Origin of the sequence: Paucilactobacillus kaifaensis (genome assembly GCF_005405145.1) — a bacterium.
In the GTDB taxonomy this organism is placed as follows: Bacteria; Bacillota; Bacilli; order Lactobacillales; family Lactobacillaceae; genus Paucilactobacillus; species Paucilactobacillus kaifaensis.
In genome coordinates, this window is sequence record NZ_BJDM01000007.1 from 19,127 (window position 1) to 37,492 (window position 18,366).

General features: G+C 38.7%; 21 protein-coding genes. All 21 read right to left on the reverse strand.

Annotated features, from left to right (window positions below; translation table 11 throughout):
* Window positions 1–20: 20 nt before the first annotated feature.
* Window positions 21–890: an SPFH domain-containing protein gene (locus FFM51_RS04450; protein WP_137597436.1), complete on the reverse strand. Its 870-nt coding sequence runs from the start codon at window positions 888–890 to the stop codon at window positions 21–23.
* Between the two features lie 544 nt (window positions 891–1,434).
* A complete protein-coding gene (locus FFM51_RS04455; protein WP_137597437.1) occupies window positions 1,435–2,349 on the reverse strand; it encodes an L-lactate dehydrogenase in 915 nt (304 codons plus the stop codon).
* Between the two features lie 246 nt (window positions 2,350–2,595).
* Entirely contained in the window at window positions 2,596–3,423 is an 828-nt protein-coding gene (locus FFM51_RS04460) for a MetQ/NlpA family ABC transporter substrate-binding protein (RefSeq protein ID WP_137597438.1), read from the reverse strand.
* A 24-nt stretch (window positions 3,424–3,447) separates the two neighbouring features.
* Entirely contained in the window at window positions 3,448–4,077 is a 630-nt protein-coding gene (locus FFM51_RS04465; protein WP_170999570.1) for a methionine ABC transporter permease, read from the reverse strand.
* 49 nt (window positions 4,078–4,126) lie between these two features.
* Window positions 4,127–5,167 (reverse strand): methionine ABC transporter ATP-binding protein, encoded by a 1,041-nt coding sequence (locus tag FFM51_RS04470; protein ID WP_137597440.1) that lies wholly within the window; start codon window positions 5,165–5,167, stop codon window positions 4,127–4,129.
* Between the two features lie 377 nt (window positions 5,168–5,544).
* Window positions 5,545–5,844, reverse strand: a complete 300-nt coding sequence (locus tag FFM51_RS04475; protein ID WP_137597441.1) for a glycine cleavage system H family protein — start codon at window positions 5,842–5,844, stop codon at window positions 5,545–5,547.
* Between the two features lie 20 nt (window positions 5,845–5,864).
* Complete coding sequence (locus FFM51_RS04480) at window positions 5,865–7,064, reverse strand: FtsW/RodA/SpoVE family cell cycle protein (RefSeq protein WP_137597442.1); 1,200 nt, start codon at window positions 7,062–7,064, stop codon at window positions 5,865–5,867.
* A 33-nt stretch (window positions 7,065–7,097) separates the two neighbouring features.
* Window positions 7,098–7,319, reverse strand: a complete 222-nt coding sequence (locus tag FFM51_RS04485; RefSeq protein ID WP_137597443.1) for a DUF2969 domain-containing protein — start codon at window positions 7,317–7,319, stop codon at window positions 7,098–7,100.
* Window positions 7,320–7,338: 19 nt separating this feature from the next.
* Window positions 7,339–7,578 carry a membrane protein insertion efficiency factor YidD gene (gene yidD, locus FFM51_RS04490; protein ID WP_137597444.1) on the reverse strand — a complete coding sequence of 80 codons (240 nt, stop codon included), beginning with the start codon at window positions 7,576–7,578 and terminating at the stop codon, window positions 7,339–7,341.
* 9 nt (window positions 7,579–7,587) lie between these two features.
* Window positions 7,588–8,577 (reverse strand): rod shape-determining protein, encoded by a 990-nt coding sequence (gene mreB, locus FFM51_RS04495; protein WP_137597445.1) that lies wholly within the window; start codon window positions 8,575–8,577, stop codon window positions 7,588–7,590.
* A gap of 93 nt (window positions 8,578–8,670) precedes the next feature.
* The gene (gene murA / locus FFM51_RS04500) at window positions 8,671–9,975 is read right to left on the reverse strand and encodes a UDP-N-acetylglucosamine 1-carboxyvinyltransferase (RefSeq protein ID WP_137597446.1); all 1,305 of its coding nucleotides are present in this window, start codon (window positions 9,973–9,975) and stop codon (window positions 8,671–8,673) included.
* 24 nt (window positions 9,976–9,999) lie between these two features.
* Window positions 10,000–10,230 (reverse strand): DUF1146 family protein, encoded by a 231-nt coding sequence (locus tag FFM51_RS04505; RefSeq protein ID WP_137597447.1) that lies wholly within the window; start codon window positions 10,228–10,230, stop codon window positions 10,000–10,002.
* Window positions 10,231–10,378: 148 nt separating this feature from the next.
* The gene (locus FFM51_RS04510; protein ID WP_137597448.1) at window positions 10,379–10,792 is read right to left on the reverse strand and encodes a F0F1 ATP synthase subunit epsilon; all 414 of its coding nucleotides are present in this window, start codon (window positions 10,790–10,792) and stop codon (window positions 10,379–10,381) included.
* Between the two features lie 11 nt (window positions 10,793–10,803).
* Complete coding sequence (gene atpD / locus FFM51_RS04515) at window positions 10,804–12,207, reverse strand: F0F1 ATP synthase subunit beta (RefSeq protein WP_137597449.1); 1,404 nt, start codon at window positions 12,205–12,207, stop codon at window positions 10,804–10,806.
* Between the two features lie 29 nt (window positions 12,208–12,236).
* Window positions 12,237–13,154 carry a F0F1 ATP synthase subunit gamma gene (locus tag FFM51_RS04520; RefSeq protein ID WP_137597450.1) on the reverse strand — a complete coding sequence of 306 codons (918 nt, stop codon included), beginning with the start codon at window positions 13,152–13,154 and terminating at the stop codon, window positions 12,237–12,239.
* A 33-nt stretch (window positions 13,155–13,187) separates the two neighbouring features.
* Window positions 13,188–14,729, reverse strand: a complete 1,542-nt coding sequence (atpA, locus tag FFM51_RS04525; RefSeq protein WP_137597451.1) for a F0F1 ATP synthase subunit alpha — start codon at window positions 14,727–14,729, stop codon at window positions 13,188–13,190.
* A 31-nt stretch (window positions 14,730–14,760) separates the two neighbouring features.
* Window positions 14,761–15,303: an ATP synthase F1 subunit delta gene (gene atpH / locus FFM51_RS04530; protein ID WP_137597452.1), complete on the reverse strand. Its 543-nt coding sequence runs from the start codon at window positions 15,301–15,303 to the stop codon at window positions 14,761–14,763.
* On the reverse strand, window positions 15,293–15,811 hold the full coding sequence (gene atpF / locus FFM51_RS04535; RefSeq protein ID WP_137597453.1) for a F0F1 ATP synthase subunit B: 519 nt from the start codon (window positions 15,809–15,811) through the stop codon (window positions 15,293–15,295). The genes atpH and atpF overlap by 11 nt, the downstream gene beginning before the upstream one ends.
* Window positions 15,812–15,853: 42 nt before the next feature.
* Entirely contained in the window at window positions 15,854–16,066 is a 213-nt protein-coding gene (gene atpE / locus FFM51_RS04540; protein WP_041094186.1) for a F0F1 ATP synthase subunit C, read from the reverse strand.
* 24 nt (window positions 16,067–16,090) lie between these two features.
* Window positions 16,091–16,804 (reverse strand): F0F1 ATP synthase subunit A, encoded by a 714-nt coding sequence (gene atpB, locus FFM51_RS04545; protein WP_137597454.1) that lies wholly within the window; start codon window positions 16,802–16,804, stop codon window positions 16,091–16,093.
* Between the two features lie 213 nt (window positions 16,805–17,017).
* Window positions 17,018–18,283, reverse strand: a complete 1,266-nt coding sequence (locus FFM51_RS04550; protein WP_137597455.1) for a solute carrier family 23 protein — start codon at window positions 18,281–18,283, stop codon at window positions 17,018–17,020.
* Window positions 18,284–18,366 lie beyond the last annotated feature (83 nt).

Genomic DNA, 18,366 nt, shown 5'->3' on the forward strand with positions numbered 1-18,366 from the left:
GTCCTAAATCACCTGTTAAATTACCGTTGCACGTTGTCAGTATTGATAACTGGCTGTGTTCCACGATCAGTGATAATTGAAACTAACATATTGTTAATTAATTGTAACTTTCGCTCATCATCTAATTTAATCGTAGTATCATTTTCTAACTGATCAATTGCATCCTCAGTCATGGAAACCGCCCCTTGCACAATGATTTTTCTAGCAGATAAAATTGCACTTGCCTGTTGACGTTGTAACATTGCATTCGCAATTTCAGTTGCATAGGCTAGATGAGTTAAGCGAGTTTCAATAATTTGGACCCCAGCTACCTGTAATCGATCTTGTAATTCCTTAGTTAAATGATTAGAAACATCATCCGGATTGCCCCGTAATGAAAGAGCTGCATCATCTTCAAAAGTATCATACGGGTACTCAGTAGCCACATGTCGAATCGCCGATTCACTTTGAATCTCAACAAATTGCTCATACTGATCAACATCAAACGATGCTTTGGCACTATCAACAACTTTAAACACAATTACTGCAGCAATCTCAACTGGATTTCCCTTTGAATCATTAACCTTTAAAACTTCACTATTAAAATTTCGAACTCGCAATGATAGTGTTGCCTTATTAGTTAATGGAATCGTTACATATAGTCCAGCATCTCTAATGGACCCTACATAACGACCAAAAAATGTTAGTACCTTAGCTTGATTAGGTGCCACAATTGTTAGTGAACTGAAAATAAATAATGATATTAAAAGCAATAATACTCCGATGATTACGGAGCCTACCTGATTATTATAAAATCCTGCTAATATCATCCAACCACTAACAAACAATACAGCTAGTGCAACAATGATTCCTAAATAACCATTGACGTGAAATGCTCTTTTTTCTGTCATGAAACTTCCTCCATTTCTGTTTCAGTTTCTCTGTTTCAACTCCATTGTAACTTAGTTATACTGTGAACTTCAATTTACTGCCTGACAAATATACTGCGTACTTTTTGCAAGCTACTCTACATTTTATTGCTGAAACGTGTAATTTTTCACTGCTCCCTATCGTATAACACAAAATACCCTATTACTTTAAAAATCAAAGTAATAGGATACTCTGCATTTTTATTGCTGAAACGTGTAATTTTCCACTGCTCCCTATCGTATAACACAAAATACCCTATTACTTTAAAAATCAAAGTAATAGGATACTCTACATTTTTATTGCTGAAACGTGTAATTTTTCACTGCTCCCTATCGTATAACACAAAATACCCTATTACTTTAAAAATCAAAGTAATAGGATACTCTGCATTTTTATTGCTGAAACGTGTAATTTCCCACTGCTCCCTATCGTATAACACAAAATACCCTATTACTTTAAAAATCAAAGTAATAGGGTATTTTGTGTTATACCACGGGAGCAAACCGTGGAAAATTACACTCTGGTTTATAGTGTTGCAAACTTCTCCTTAATTGTATCTGCTGAGTGTTTGAACTTGGCCTCCTCATCATCTGGTAGAGGTAATTCAGTTACTGATTCAATACCATTCTTACCAACAATGGATGGTTGACCCACATATGTACCATATTTTTCACTATACGACGAGCAAGGACATGCCAATTTAGCATCTGACAAAACTGCTTCACTTAGTTTAACTGCACAAGTTGCAATTGCATAACTGGTATACCCTTTCCCTGAGTGAACAGCCCAGCCACCGTGACGAGCTTTATCTTCTAGCTCGGTTAGATCTAACTCTTGATCCTGCGCTAGGTCCAAAATATCCAGCCCATTCACTTGCACCGTCGACCAGGCTGAAAATTGTGATTCACCATGCTCACCATAAACATACCCAGTCACATTTTTAGGATCGACATCAAAGACATCAGAAACGACCTTTTGCATTCTAGCAGTATCTAAGAAAGTTCCTGTTCCAAAACATTGTTGTCTTGATAAACCAGTTTCTCGTTGTAGATAATGCGTAATCGCATCACACGGATTCATTGTATCAATTAACACCCCATCAAACCCTGATGCTTTTATCTTTGGTGCAATATCTTTTACGATTTCTCGTGTGTACTCAAATTCTGCCCAACGGTTTCCAGAAACATTATCAAGCGCATGAATATTACCAGAAGTAACAAATAAGACATCAGTATCCTCCAATTCACTGTAATCCTGAGTTTTAATAATTGTCCGTGTATCTAAGCGTGCCTGAGCATCTTGTAAATCTAGTTGCTCGGCGGTAGCCTTGCCTTCATTTTTATCAATTAAAATTAATTCATCAGCAATCCCCTTACAGACTAACGTATATGCCACTGTTGCTCCAACATGTCCGACACCAATAATCCCAAATTTTCTCATATGTACTTTCTCCAATCTTAGAAAACTATGTGAGTTCTAATCGTTTTCTCATAATAGTAAGTAAGATACACCTGAAACTTTTGATTGTCAACTTAATCTAGTAAAAACATTAATAATATAAAGCACTTAATCAGTTGGAACAACTGTGCTTATAAAAAATAAAAAAGTACAAGCCACCCAGTTCCTGGTAGTCTTGTACTTTAATTTTAGCCGACTAAATTTATCGGCTTTATTTAATAGTTATTTCTATTTTCCATCTGGGTAGGCTGGAATAACGGCACCCTTATATTTTGTAGAAATCCATTTTTGTGTGTCTTTTGATTGTAATGCTTTCATTAACTTCTTAATTGCAGGTTTATTTTTATCGCCCTTACGAACGGCCACAATATTCACATATGGTGATGAATTCTTTTCAAGTGCAATGGAATCTTTACGAGGATCCAAGCCCGCTTGAACCGCGTAATTGGCATTGATTACCACTGCGTCACCTTCATTTTTAGAATAAAATTGTGGCATTAGTTTAGGCTCTAAATCAGTCTTAAACTTCAAATTCTTTTTGTTGTCCTTGATATCGGAAAATGTAGCCGTTGTAACCTTAGTACCAGACTTCAAAGTAATTAACCCTGCATCCTTCAAAATTGTAAGTACCCGACCATAATCAGCAACATTGTTACTTACTAATACAGTTGCTCCATTTGGCAAGTCTGATAAGCTCTTATACTTTTTGGAATAAATTCCAATTGGTTCCAAATGGACCCTACCGGCACTAACTAAAGTGCCGTTATTTTTGTTATTCCAGTTATCTAAAAATGGAATATGTTGGAAATAGTTTGCATCCAAATCTTTGTTAGCTAAATCCTTGTTTGGCAAAACATAATCTTGAAAAACTTTAATTTTAAGATTAATGCCTTCCTTTTTCAATTCTGGTTGCACGTGCTTAAGAATCTGGGCATGCGGAATATTTGAAGCACCGACAGTTAACGTTGTTTCCTTTGATGAAGATTTACCACAACCTACTAATAATAATGATACTGCCACAATAGTGGTTAACCCAGCAATCCATTTTTTCTTCATAATAAAATTCTCCCCCAAATTGTTCTATCGTTTATCGATTCTTTTCACTAAAATATCGCCAATAAACTGGCAAATAAACACAATCAAAACAATAATCACGGTTGCCACTAACGTTACCGCGTTATTATTTGCTTGGAAACCGTCTAAGTAAGCTAAATTCCCTAACCCACCAGCACCAATTGCTCCGGCCATCGCAGTATACCCAATTAACGAAATTGAAGTTACCGTAATCCCAGAAACAAGTGCCGGCATACTTTCGGGTAATAAAACTTTCCCAATTATTTGAGTTCTAGTTGCACCCATTGACTGAGCTGCTTCAATCACACCATGGTCGATTTCATGAAATGCAATTTCTACTAACCGAGCATAGAATGGTGCTGCAGAAATGATCAATGACGGTAAGGCAGCCTTAGGACCAATAATTGTTCCCATGATTGCTTGCGTTGCCGGAAGCAATAGTACGATCAAAATTATAAAAGGAATTGAACGAAAAATATTTACAAATGCAGCTACAACCCAATTCAAGATCCGTGCGCCCCACGAAGAACTGCCATTAGTCTCAAACAATAATAAACCGAGCAAAGCACCTAAAATAGCAACCACAATAATTGAAACCAACGTCATCCACACAGTTTCCCAGGTAGCCGACCACATATTATTCCAATCAACATTGCTAAATCGAAAATATGATGCAAATCCGTTATTATCCACGTTTGATCACCTCCACTTCAACACGCATTGTTTTGAGATATTCCAATGCGCCGTTAATGTTATCTTGCTGCTCTGCAATCAATTGGATATACAATGACCCTAGGGCACCCTCTTGCGTTTGATGGATACTTCCTTCGATAATACTTAAATCAACATCTGGGAATTGACGCAACATTTCAGATACAATTGGCAACTTAGCTTGATCACCATGAAAAGTTAACTTAACAATTACACCGTTTGAATATTTGGTCAACAACTCACTAACTACCACAGTTGTATCATCCAAATTGCTACTGCCCGTTTCTTGATTAACAAATCGCTTCGTAATGGTTTGCTGAGGTCGTTTAAAGACGTCTAAGACTGGCCCTTGTTCAACGATCTTACCAGCATCAAGCACTGCAACTTGATCACAAATTTTACGAATAACATGCATTTCGTGTGTAATTACTACCACTGTTAAATTCAATTGCTTATTGATACTCAACAATAAATCCAATACTTCATCTGTTGTTTGTGGATCAAGGGCACTGGTAGCTTCATCTGACAATAAGATCTCAGGATCATTGGCTAGCGCTCTAGCAATCCCAACTCGTTGTTTTTGACCACCTGATAATTCAGATGGATACGCATTCTCTCGTCCTGCCAATCCAACAAGTTCAGCTAAATGCTGTGCTTTTTCAACCCGTTGCTTTTTCGGTACTTTCGCAATTTCCAACGGAAACTCAATGTTCTCAATTACTGTTCGGGACCAAAGTAAATTAAAATGTTGAAAGATCATGCCAATCTTTAGTCGTTGATTGCGCAGTGCTTTACCACTTAAGCCACTAATTTCAGTTCCATTAATCGTCACTGATCCAGTAGTGGGAAATTCCAAACCATTCAACATACGAATTAATGTGCTTTTCCCCGCACCAGAATAACCAACAATTCCATAAATTTTCCCATCCGGGATATTTAGGTTAACATCCTCAACCGCATGAACCTGGCCCTCTTTTGCATTGAATGTTTTAGAAACATCCTTAAATTCAATCACCGTTTCATTCCTCCTTTTCACCTAATAAAAAAGCTTTTCATCAAAATTGAATAATAAATTCATTCAATAGGACGAAAAGCAACCTTTGCGTGGTACCACCTAACTTTTTAGCAACCTCACGATTGCTAACTCAGCGAGTTAAAAACTCATGTGCGCTAATGGGCAACTACCATTACAAATTAGTTATTCAAAATAACTCATTTACAATTAATTATTTCAAAGACCATCTTCAAAACTACCGCCTAACCTCTTTTCAGCAACTGAGGCTCTCTGTTTAATTGGTAGAAATCTACTCATCTTTTAAATTAAATTTTATATTCATTATTGTTCCTGATTATACTGAGTCAAAATAGACGTGTCAAGCTTCGTTGATCTAATTATTTAACATCTACAATCCAACGTTCATCAGAATTACCAGCATTTAGCGCATCTGGTCCATCACTCAACTTAGGGTTGATTTTTACAATTTCACCTTCAAGTGGGCTTGGCAAGTCAGACACAGCCTTTTCTGCCTCAACTGAAATAAATGGTCCCTGTTCTGTCAATTGTGTTTTTACAGCTGGTACATCGACAAAATTTATTTTACCCAAATCATCCACACCAACATTATTTAAACCAACACGGGTGGTTCCATCCTCTTGTTTTTTAGTCCAAAAATAATTTGTTGCCTCACTCATTGTCGTTAACTCCTTTGATTTTATCTAAATTGTTCATTATTACTAAACATATATGAATGATGATGGTATCTCATTGACATAATAATCCCAATACCAATCATATTACCTAGTAACGATGAACCACCGGCACTAACGAATGGTAACGGAATTCCAGTCAATGGTAACAATCCAATACTCATACCAATATTTTCAAAAACATGAAATAAAATCATCATGATTACCCCGGTCGAAATATACGCATAAAATTCATTACGCGTATCAAAAGTAACCCGGATCATTTGGTAAATCAAGAGCAAATACAACAAGATCAATAATGCTGCCCCAATAAAGCCAAAGTTCTCTCCAATAACAGAAAAAATCATATCAGATTCACGAACCGGAACGTACACCTTTGAACTATTAAACCCAGTACCAAAAATTGATCCTGAACCAACTGCTTTAATGCTTTGCCACAATTGATACCCTTGATTAGACGTATCTTGTGCAGGATGCAACCACGTATCAACTCGAGAAAATTGATATGATTGAAACCCAACATGTTCAAGAATATTCCGTCCCCATGTGGTGGCTACTAGCGTCAACACTGTTGTCCCCAATGCCACCGCTGCAGTTACTCCAGGAACAATAATTTTCCATGTAATTCCGGAAACTAATAACATTCCACCAAAAATAGCCACAAACACTAACGTGGTACCAAAATCATTTTGAAAGTTCAATGAAATAACGATCGGTAGAATCCACAGTACCATTTTACCAATCAACAAAAAATCTGATCTAACATTATGTGTGGCATATTGGTTATTATGAACAGTAATCACACGCCCCATCATTAAAATGTAGGCCGGCTTCATAATTTCAGATGGCTGAAACGTAAATGGTCCAATTGCAAACCAGCTTTTGGCACCCGTACTAACATAATAAGAACGGCTATAAAAAACTAAAATCGCAAACATTAAGAAAATGCCAAGCCAATAAACAACTGGTGCAACTTTCCATAGCTGTTCTGAGTCAAATTGCATGATCACAGCAATTGCTGCCGAACCAATTGCGTACCAAATTAACTGAGTTACAACTTGCCTAACCACACTAGTTGACTGCTTATCATGTGTTGCGGCAACATAAATGGATGCTAGTCCGATTAAACCCAGCAATAAAACACAAAAAATAATGCCATAGTCAATTCGTGAATTTTCTTCTCTAGTGGTTGTTCTTTGTTGCATTACAGAAACTCCTCTTTACTTACACTTACGCCATTATCCCTGATGTAAATGATATTCTTGCAAGACTAATTCGAGGCCCTCTTCTTGAGAACGAGCTCTAAATTGTTCACCATCTTGAACTCTCGCCACAAACCGATCTCCATCCGGACGAATCTCACCAATAACATTCTTGCCAATTAGAATTTCTTGAATTGGCTGTTGGTCGCGCATTGTGTCATGCACTGTTACTTCTACTGTTTTATCTTTTTTGGTCACTTTTTCACCTGATTTAATTCTATTTGATTTTATTACGCAACAAAGAAAAATGCTCTGGGACAGGATCAAATCCACCTTTGACAAATGGATGACAACGTAAAATTCGTGCCATCCCCATCAAAATTCCCAAAACACCAAAACGATCAATTGCTTCCAACATATAATTAGAACATGTTGGCGTGTAGCGACAAGTTGCCGGCCGGCGTGCCGAAATATTTCTCTGATACCAACCGATACACCACTTAACTAATCGTAACATTTTGTCACCTTATTTTTTTCCGTTTTTTTGCATCCGTTCAAGTAATTCTCCAGCACCCTTTGCAACATTGTCTAGCGGGTTCTCAGAGACTACTACTGGAACCTTAAGGTGATCACTGAATAGTTGGTCAATACCATCTAACAATGCTGTTCCACCAGTTAACATGATTCCCCGGTCGATAATGTCCGATGCTAATTCAGGCGGTACCGTCTCTAACACACCAATAGCAGCATTAACGATTTGCTGCAGTGTTTCATGCAATGCCTCTTCAATTTCATTTGCATCAATTTGAATTGAACGTGGCATACCTGTCATTGCATCTCGGCCGCGAACCTCCATGGTTTTAGGATCATCGCTCCTTAAAGCCGTTCCAATTTCCATCTTGATGTTTTCAGCAGAATGTTCCCCAATGACAAGACCATGTTTGTTTTTGATGCTAGCAACAATGTCACTATTCATTTTATCACCAGCAACACGTAATGAATGACTAGAAACAATATCGCCTAATGATAAGATTGCGATATCACTAGTTCCACCACCCATATCAATTACCATATTACCGCTTGGTTTGAAAATATCTAATCCGGCACCAATAGCAGCAACCTTTGGCTCATACTCCAAATAAACCTTGCCCCCACCAGACTGTTCAGCCGCTTGCATGATTGCTTTACGCTCAATTTCAGTAATATTAGTAGGCGCACAAATCATAATATTAGGTTTAGACATAAATCCTTTAACACTTAATTTATTGATAAAATATGCTAACATTTCTTGAGTTACATCAAAATCTGAAATAACCCCATCTTTAAGTGGGCGGATCGCCCGTATATTACTTGGTGTTCGTCCTACCATTCGATATGCTTCTGAACCAACTGCCAATACTTTGTCAGTTTTCGTGTCCACTGCAACGACAGATGGCTCATTCAGTACAACACCTTTTCCTTGTACGTAAATCAGTACATTTGCTGTTCCAAGATCAATTCCGATATCCTTTGCCATTTTAACTTGTTGCTCCCTTCACCTTTTGCTCGACCGGTATTATACCATAATTAGTTAGATCGTGATGTTAACATCATGATCTCGTTTATCATTTTAATTTTGTTTGATTTGACTTATATCAATCGTAGTTACATCATCGACATCAACTCTGTGAATATCAGCACCTAATGCCTGCAACTTACCGTGAAAATTGTAATAGCCACGATCAAGATATTTTAAATTACGAACTTGTGTATATCCATTGGCCACTAAGCCAGCTAACACTAATGCTGCTGCTGCTCTTAAATCAGTGGCAGAAACCTCGGCACCATTAAATTTAGTCGGTCCGTTTAAAATTGCCATTGGGCCTTCAATTCTGAAATTAGCATTCATCCGGCGTAATTCTTCCAGATGCATAAATCGATTTTCAAAGACAGTCTCATTTAATGTGCTGGTGCCATTAGCCATTAATTGTAAAACAGAAACCTGTGGCTGTAAATCCGTGGGAAACCCTGGATGTGGCATTGTTTTAACATTTGCTGGTAATAAAACCGAAGTTCCAATTACTCGAATTCCATCATCTTGTTCAACGACCGTAACGCCCATTTCTTCTAACTTAGAGATTAATGGTTTGTTATGCTCTGCAATTGCATCTTCAATAATAACATCACCATTTGTCACAGCAGCTGCAACCATGAACGTTCCTGCTTCAATACGGTCCTGCACAACGCTGTGGTCACAACCGTGTAAGAATGTAACCCCTTGGATCCGGATTGTCTCCGTTCCAGCGCCGTGAACTCGAGCCCCCATCTTATTTAAGACGTTAGCTAAATCAACGATTTCTGGCTCACGCGCGACATTTTCAATTGTTGTAATTCCTTGTGCTAGCGTTGCTGCCATCATAATATTTTGGGTTGCTCCGACACTAGGAAAGTCTAAATAAATATTAGCTCCAATCAATTGATCAGCATAAGCTTCAACATAACCATCATGTTGTTCAATCCGAGCTCCCAGTGCTTCAAATCCCTTTAAATGCAAATCAATAGGCCGAGTTCCAATCGCACAGCCACCCGGCATAGCAACTTTAGCATGACCACAACGCGCCAACAACGGCCCCATTACAACCATTGATGCCCGCATCTTTGATACATATTCAAATGGAGCTTCAGAGGAAATTTCTTTTGTTGCGTCAAATATAATTTCGTTAGTGTCCTGCCGAAAATCAACGCCAACATTCAAAAATTTAAGCACATTATTCATTGTGAAAACATCCGACAAAATTGGTACATTCGTCAAATGGACTTGACCACTAGATGCTAAAATACTGGCCGCTTGGATTGGTAACACAGCGTTTTTAGCACCTTCAATCTTTACGCGTCCTTCTAAACGATGCCCACCTTTAACGATGATTTTTTCCATGAATATTTCCTCCAGCAATTAATTTTATTTTATTAAAAAAGTTAAATTTCGAATTGAATCAAAAAAGTTCATAAAGAAACTGGCACAAGTATAGCCAATTGCAACGGACAAAAGCACAATTAGCAGTGAAAGTCCCCGCGGCGCCTGCCGAAAAAAACGTTCAAAATGAATTCCCTGAATACACTTAAACGTCATCCAAATAAATCCAAATTGAACGATTAAAGTTAATAAAGCTTCGATTCCTACTTGTTTCATGTTTTACCCCTTTATATCAATTTTAATCATACCATATCATCAGCTAAACTGTCGCGACTCTTAACCAAAGTTTAAAAGACTTAACGACTCACAATTAAAGTCAAAATAAAAAAGACTAACCAAAACTGGTTAGTCTTTTTTATATGATCTATTTTTGAGAAACACTCAAACGATTGACAGCTCGCTTCAACGCCACTTCTGCTCGTGATAATTCATCCTTATCATGAACTTCATGTGCATGTTGAATATGTTGTTCGGCACGAGTTTTTGCACTCTGTGCACGACTAACATCAATTTTCTCTGGCGTTTCAGCACTGTCGGCGACAATGGTAGCTGAATTGTCGCTAAATTCAACAAAGCCACCATTAACCGCAATTTTATCTTCCCCAGAATCCAATTTAACACGCACCGCATCAATTTGCAGTGAGGCTACAACCGGAATGTGGTTAGGTAAAATTCCCATTTCACCATTTTGTGTTTTCAAAATTATCATCGTTGTATCTTTGTCATAAACAGTTCCATCAGGAGTAACAATGGTGACATTAAACATATGATCAGCCATTTAAATCCCTCCTAATTAGTCTGCATTTGCTTTGCTTTTTCAACCACGTCTTCAATTGGACCAACAGAGCGAAAGGCATCTTCTGGTAAGTCATCGTACTTACCATCCAAAATATCCTTAAATCCACGTACTGTGTCCTTTAATGACACGTACTTACCGGGTAAACCAGTAAATTGTTCAGCTACGCTGAAACTTTGTGACAAGAAGAATTGAATTCGACGTGCGCGTGCAACAATCGTTTTTTCATCATCCGACAATTCATCCATTCCAAGAATAGAAATAATGTCTTGTAATTCACGATAACGTTGTAAAACATGTTGCACTTCAGTAGCAACTTCATAGTGCTCTTGGCCAACAATTTCTGGTGTCAAAGCAGTCGAAGTTGACGCTAATGGATCCACTGCTGGATAAATTCCTTGTTGTGTCAACGAACGTTCAAGGTTAGTTGTGGCATCCAAGTGCGCGAATGTAGTTGCGGGAGCAGGATCAGTATAATCATCGGCAGGAACATAAACAGCTTGGATCGAAGTAATTGATCCCTTCTTAGTCGATGTAATTCGCTCTTGTAACTGACCCATTTCAGTTGCTAAGGTTGGTTGATAACCAACGGCTGAAGGAATCCGGCCAAGTAACGCCGAAACTTCCGAACCAGCTTGAGTAAAACGGAAGATGTTATCAATAAATAACAACACGTCTTGTCCCTTTACATCACGGAAATATTCCGCAATCGTTAAGCCAGTTAACGCAACCCGCATCCGGGCACCAGGTGGCTCGTTCATCTGCCCATACACCATGGCAGTTTTCTCGAGTACTCCCGAGGCCTTCATTTCAAAGTACATATCGTTTCCTTCACGAGTTCGTTCACCGACACCCGTAAAGACAGAGATTCCATTGTGACCCTGTGCGATATTGTGGATTAGTTCTTGGATTAACACAGTTTTACCAACACCGGCACCACCAAACAAACCAACTTTTCCACCCCGAACATATGGTGCCAGTAAATCAATAACTTTGATTCCTGTTTCCAAAATTTCGGTGCTGTTACTTAGTTCATCATAATCTGGTGCTTCTCGGTGAATTGGATCGCGTTGTGCATCCGGACCGAACTCTGCGCCACCATCAATAGGTTCACCTAAAACGTTAAATACCCGACCGAGGGTGTCATCGCCTACGGGTACGCTAATTGACGCTTCCGTATTCTCGACATCCATTCCACGCTGTAAACCATCAGTTCCATCCATGGCAATTGTTCGAACCACACCGTCACCCAGTTCAAGGGCAACTTCAACAGTCAAACTATTTCCATCAGCCAATTTAATTTTTAGCGCTGTATTGATATCAGGTAATTCACCGTCCAAGGGGAATTCAACATCGACGATAGGTCCGATAACTTGTACAACTTTACCAGAACTCATTTTGTTGTATCCTCCTATCTTGTAAAAATTTATTCAACCGCCGTCATTCCACCGGTAATTTCAGTAATTTCGGTGGTAATCACAGCTTGACGCGCACGATTATATTGCAACTCTAATGATGAAATAATATCTCGTGCATTATCTGAAGCAGCACGCATCGCATTGGAACTCGATGAATGCTCAGATGTTTTCGCATCTAAAATTGCTCCATAGACCAAACTTTCAGCATATTGTGGTAAAACAACTGAAAGAATATCTTCTTCTGAAGGTTCAAATTCATATTCCGGACCAACTTGATCTGCCTCAGTTTCCTCAGAAACTGTCTGCGCAAGTGTATCTTCAGAAATTGGTAACATTTGAATAGTTTTAACGCTAGATGAAATTCGATTCACAAAATGACTATATGAAACGAATAACTCATCAAAAATGCTATTACTATACATATCAGTTACCGTCTTAACAATTTCCCTAACTTCATTAAATGTTGGAACATCACTGACACCGGTATATTCATAAGCTACGTTCATGCCGCGCTTAGTGAAAAACTCAGTTCCAGTATTACCAACAGTCAGAAAAACACTATTATCAGCTGTAATTTGGTGTGTTCGCATAAAATCAAGCGTCTCTTTAATTACATTGCTATTGTAACTACCAACTAATCCACGATCAGAAGTAATTACTAGAATACCAGTTTTTTTAACTGGCCGTTTTTCAATTAGTGGAGAAACTGCCGAATTGTCGCCAGCAGAAGATGACCCAATAATATGAGATTGTGCAAGATGGGCCACCACTCGTTCTACTTTGGCTGCATACACCTGATATGTCTTCGTATGATGCTGAATTTGATTCAACTTAGAAGTTGAAACCATTTGCATTGCAGTCGTAATTTGACGCATGTTTTTAGTAGTTGCAATCTTATGTTTAACACTTGCAAGTGAAGCTGGCACTTAATCTCACCGTCCCTTCCTACTGGTTAAATCCTAATTACTGGTATCGTTAGTTGCTGCGCTCTTTGCCTCAGTTGGTTGAAATGTTGCAGCAAACTCTTTCAATGCTGAATCAAGGCGATCACCTTCGGGTAACTGAGAGGTCTTCTTGATTTCATCAAATAGGTCTTGGTGACTAGCAGCAAAGAAATCAAACAGTTCACTTTCAAACCGCAAAATATCATCTACTGCAACATCATCAAGATAACCATGAGTTAATGCATACAAAATAACAACTTGTTGTGACACGGATTCAGGTTGATGAAGTCCTTGCTTCAATACTTCAACTGTTCGACGACCCCGATTTAACTTAGCTTGTGTAGCTTCGTCCAAATCAGAACCGAACTGTGCAAAGGAAGCTAGCTCACTGTAAGAAGCCAAATCCAGACGCAAAGTACCGGCAACCTTCTTCATTGCTTTAACTTGGGCATCCCCACCAACACGGGAAACAGAAGTACCAGCGTCAATCGCTGGACGCGTTCCGGCGTAGAATAAGTCAGCATCCAAGAAAATTTGTCCATCAGTAATGGAAATAACATTGGTTGGAATATAGGCGGAGACATCCCCAGCCTGTGTCTGGATGACTGGAAGGGCGGTCATTGAACCACCTCCTAATTCATCAGACAACTTAGCTGCTCGTTCAAGTAAACGAGAATGAGTATAGAAAATATCACCAGGGTAAGCTTCACGACCAGGTGGTCGACGAAGAACTAATGATAATTCACGGTAAGCATCTGCTTGTTTTGATAAATCATCATAAACAATCAAGACATGTTTACCGTTATACATAAATTCTTCACCCATTGCTGCACCAGCATATGGAGCAATCCATAATAGTGGTGCAGGATCAGACGGAGCAGCTGAAACCACAATCGTGTAATCCAATGCACCATAACGGCGTAATGTTTCAACTTGACCACGGACAGTTGATTCCTTTTGACCAATCGCAACATAAATACAAATCATGTTTTGATCTTTTTGGTTAATAATTGTATCCATCGCAACTGATGTTTTTCCAGTCTTACGGTCTCCAATAATCAACTCACGTTGACCACGACCGATTGGAACTAACGCATCGATCGCCTTAATTCCTGTTTGTAGTGGTTCAAAAACACTCTGACGTTGCATAACGCCAGGAGCCTTTTTTTCAATTGGACGTGTATTTTCAGTTTTAACTTCACCTAGTCCGTCAATAGGACGACCAAGTGGATCAACAACCCGTCCTAATAAGGCATCTCCAACTGGAACTTCCATGATTCGGCCAGTTCGTTTGACACTATCGCCTTCACGAATTCCACCGAACTCACCCAAAACAACGATACCAACATCATTGCTTTCAAGGTTTTGAACCATTCCATAGACACCATTATCAAATTCGAGCAACTCACCAGCCATTGCGTTATCAAGCCCGTGAGCACGGGCAATTCCATCACCAACATATGTGACAGTTCCAGTTTCTTCAACTGATAGCTGATCTTGGTAATTTGCTAACTGCTGCTTGATGAGTGAACTGATTTCCTCAGCCTTAATGCTCATAAAAGTTTCACCTCTTCACTAAAGATATAGGTTATTTAACAAGTAAACGACGAATCTGCTCAATCTTAGAACTTAAGCTACCATCAAGCGTTTCATTATTTGCGCTAACGATCACTCCGCCCAAAATTGATGGATCAACTTGTTCATCTATTAGTACATGCTTAGCGCCGATGCGCTTAGCGAAAGTCTGAACAAGTTGATTTTTTTGCGTTGCATCCAACTTAACTGCTGTGACAACCTTAGCATGAACCCGTTGCTTACGTGAATCATACCGTCGTTCAAACTCATCAATAATTGCGACCATATCATCCATACGACCGTAATCAAAAACCATTTTAATCAAGTTAGCCACAACGGTACTAGCACCGTTTGTAAGCACTTGAATCAATGATTGCTTTTCAAAGAGCGATAATTCTGCCCCTGTAAGTACAGCGGCTAAACTATCATTAGTTTGAAATACTTGGCGCAATTGCACCAACTCTTCAAACGTTTCGTCAAGCTGATCTTGTTCAACGACTAATTCAAACAACGCTTTTGCATAACGGTTTGCAATTGTCATTTTATCAAGACTCATCTTTTCCCAACCCTTCAATATAAGAATCAATCAAGGCTTTTTGATCATTGGCATTTAATTCCTTGTGAATGATCTTGGTTGCAATCTCAATAGATAAGTTTGCCACGTCATTTTGCGCACCTTTAAGAGCATCTTGACGTGCTTGTTGTGCATCTTTTTGTGCAGCTTCTTTCAGTGCTTGCGCATCATTTTGTGCTGTTTCAACAATCTGAGCTCGTTGTGTCTCCCCATTTTGCTTAGCATCATTAACGATGCTAGCAGCTTCCTGGCGAGAATTTTTTAACTCTGACTGTCGTTTTTGCGCTAGCTCGTTTGCTTCATTTCGTGACTCTTCAGCACTATCAATATCATTAGCGATCTTTTCAGCCCGATCGTGCATCATTTTCACGACTGGCTTCCATGCAAACTTCTTTACTAATAACATCAAAATCACAAATGAAATTATGTAAAACAGCATATCACCAATGTACAAACCATTTGATTCAGCTAGAACACTTTGTGCAAACATCTATTGACACCTCCCCATAAATGAAATTATTTAAATTAATGATTACTTGTTCATTACAAGGAAACCAATAACGATCGCCAAAATAGGCATAGCTTCAATCAAACCAACACCGATAAACATCGTACCACGTAGTTGTCCTGATAATTCAGGTTGACGTGCCATTCCATCCAGTGTATGTGAGATAACAAGACCGTTACCAACACCGGCACCAATAGCGGCACCCATCGCAGCGATTCCTGCAGCAATTGCTCCCATTATATAAATCCTCCTTAGAGTGTATTATTCCTCGGAAACCTTCCGAGAAATATAAACCGTCGTTAATGTTACAAAGACATATGCTTGAATTGCACCAATGAAAACTGAGAATCCTTGCCAAATGATTTCAAGTGGTAAGGCAACAATCATTGTGAGTGGCCCGTGTGAGAATGCAAGTGAAGCAAGCAGCTTCAATAACAGCTCACCGGCATAAATGTTACCAAATATACGAAGACCTAACGTTAGAAAATTACCAAACTCTTCAAATAGGTTAATTGGTAATAACAACGCAAACGGCTTAACGTACGACTTAACGTAACCTTTAAAACCATACTCTGCAACTCCAGCAAAATGCGCCAACGACATCACCACTAGTGACAAAGTCAATGTGACAACGGGGTCTGCCGTCGGACTTTTGACCAATTCATGACCGTCCCAGCCAAACTGAAATACTAAACCAATTTGGTTAGCAACAAATATGAAAATAAACAAAACAAAGGCAAAAAAACTATATTGACCAGTTTTACTTGCTGGCATTTGTCCTCGAACAATACCATTAGTAAAATCAATCATCCATTCTAAAACATTTTGTCCACCTTTGGGTTTCATTTGGATTTTTCGGGATAAACCAAACAATACGCAAAAAACAATTACGCAAACGATTAGCCCTGAAATCACATTAGTCCAGTCAAACATGAGGCCAAAAAGCTTAAACGTATAAGCTGATTCACCACCCATGTATATTCCACCTCTTTTCTTTATAACAATTAATTTTGGCTAATATATTTATGAAACGACATGCATAAATGCAGCTAAATTACATCTTGCGACGAATCAAAATACAAATGAAATCATACCACCAATCAAATTAAATATCAAAAAAATTTAAAAAAATAAATCACAAAATTAGCACGTGATAAGTATTGCTATGACAGCGTTAAACGACATTAATTAATTTTCGCTAGCTGCCTGTTTGGGTAAAATTAAGTTCAAAATAATTCCTAGAACTGCTGCAACAGCCAATCCTGAAAATTGGTACTGGCCAAGTTGTAAATACGCATTTCCAATTCCAATCACCAAAATTGTGGAAGAAATCATAAGATTTCTCTTCTGGTTAAAATCAACTCGTTTATCAATTAATACGCGAAGACCACTAGATGCAATTACCCCAAATAACAAGAAAGAAATTCCACCAATAACTGGACTCGGAATTGACTCAATCAAGGCACTTAATTTACCCACAAAACTAAAAATAATTGCAAAAAAAGCAGCTCCACCGAGCACATAGACACTATGAACTCGTGTAATCGCTAATACACCAATATTTTCACCATAACTTGTAACAGGTGGCCCACCAACAAAGGCTGCAATTACCGATGCTGTTCCATCTCCAGCAAGCGTATGATTTAGCCCTGGTGATTTAAAAAAGTTTCGTCCAGTTAACTGATTCAAAACCATAATGTGACCTAAATGTTCGGTCATTGTAACAAAGGCAATTGGGGCCATGCTTAGAATTGCTCCCCAGTATAGTTGTGGATGGTAGGTCAAAAAGGGTACTTGAAACGATGGTAAGCTGAACCAAGCAGCATTCATTACCGGCTTAAAATCCACGATTCCCACAAAAACCGCTAACAAATAGCCGACGACGATTCCCAATAAAATAGGAATTAAACCCAAAAATCCGCGTAAGTACATGTTGAAAAAAATTGTTATTAGCAATGTCACAATTGCTACAGCAAAAAATTTCAAATCGTACTTACCAGCAGCATTGATGGTGGCGTCTTTAGCTGCTGTTGTGGCCAAAGACAGACCAATTACCATGACGATTGGCCCCACAATAATGGGTGGCAGCACATGGTCAATCCAGTCAGAGCCAAAAAAACTAACAATTAAAGCCACAATCAGATATACGGCCCCAACAGCAATTGTTCCTTGTGCGATCGCTGGATACCCAGCCGTTTTCATTAGAGCTACCATTGGGACAATGAATGAAAAACTAGAGCCCATGTATGCTGGAATCTTAGCTTTGGTAATTAATATATATAACAACGTCCCGACTCCAGAACTAAATAGTGCAATACCTGGGTTTAACCCGACTAATATTGGCACTAACACAGTGGATCCAAACATAGAAAACATGTGCTGGATTGATAAGCCCACCCATTGGCCAAACTTAGGTCGATCACCAATATCTAAAACGACGTCACGTTGTTGCATTTGTCTACCTCCTCAGAATAAAAAACAGCCATCACAATCCAGTAAGATTGTAAAGGCTGTCTTGATATTTTTAGGTTGCATAA

Excerpts from the sequence above, each read along its gene's own strand:
- atpA (WP_137597451.1), bottom strand. The coding sequence starts at position 14,729 with ATGAGCATTAAGGCTGAGGAAATCAGTTCACTCATCAAGCAGCAGTTA.
- atpF (WP_137597453.1), bottom strand. The coding sequence starts at position 15,811 with ATGTTTGCACAAAGTGTTCTAGCTGAATCAAATGGTTTGTACATTGGT.
- FFM51_RS04455 (WP_137597437.1), bottom strand. The coding sequence starts at position 2,349 with ATGAGAAAATTTGGGATTATTGGTGTCGGACATGTTGGAGCAACAGTG.
- atpD (WP_137597449.1), bottom strand. The coding sequence starts at position 12,207 with ATGAGTTCTGGTAAAGTTGTACAAGTTATCGGACCTATCGTCGATGTT.
- atpH (WP_137597452.1), bottom strand. The coding sequence starts at position 15,303 with ATGAGTCTTGATAAAATGACAATTGCAAACCGTTATGCAAAAGCGTTG.
- FFM51_RS04465 (WP_170999570.1), bottom strand. The coding sequence starts at position 4,077 with ATGTGGTCGGCTACCTGGGAAACTGTGTGGATGACGTTGGTTTCAATT.
- FFM51_RS04510 (WP_137597448.1), bottom strand. The coding sequence starts at position 10,792 with ATGGCTGATCATATGTTTAATGTCACCATTGTTACTCCTGATGGAACT.
- mreB (WP_137597445.1), bottom strand. The coding sequence starts at position 8,577 with ATGGCAAAGGATATCGGAATTGATCTTGGAACAGCAAATGTACTGATT.
- FFM51_RS04460 (WP_137597438.1), bottom strand. The coding sequence starts at position 3,423 with ATGAAGAAAAAATGGATTGCTGGGTTAACCACTATTGTGGCAGTATCA.
- FFM51_RS04505 (WP_137597447.1), bottom strand. The coding sequence starts at position 10,230 with ATGAAACAAGTAGGAATCGAAGCTTTATTAACTTTAATCGTTCAATTT.
- FFM51_RS04550 (WP_137597455.1), bottom strand. The coding sequence starts at position 18,283 with ATGCAACAACGTGACGTCGTTTTAGATATTGGTGATCGACCTAAGTTT.
- yidD (WP_137597444.1), bottom strand. The coding sequence starts at position 7,578 with ATGTTACGATTAGTTAAGTGGTGTATCGGTTGGTATCAGAGAAATATT.
- murA (WP_137597446.1), bottom strand. The coding sequence starts at position 9,975 with ATGGAAAAAATCATCGTTAAAGGTGGGCATCGTTTAGAAGGACGCGTA.
- atpB (WP_137597454.1), bottom strand. The coding sequence starts at position 16,804 with ATGGGTGGTGAATCAGCTTATACGTTTAAGCTTTTTGGCCTCATGTTT.
- FFM51_RS04450 (WP_137597436.1), bottom strand. The coding sequence starts at position 890 with ATGACAGAAAAAAGAGCATTTCACGTCAATGGTTATTTAGGAATCATT.
- FFM51_RS04475 (WP_137597441.1), bottom strand. The coding sequence starts at position 5,844 with ATGAGTGAGGCAACAAATTATTTTTGGACTAAAAAACAAGAGGATGGA.
- atpE (WP_041094186.1), bottom strand. The coding sequence starts at position 16,066 with ATGGGAGCAATTGCTGCAGGAATCGCTGCGATGGGTGCCGCTATTGGT.
- FFM51_RS04480 (WP_137597442.1), bottom strand. The coding sequence starts at position 7,064 with ATGCAACAAAGAACAACCACTAGAGAAGAAAATTCACGAATTGACTAT.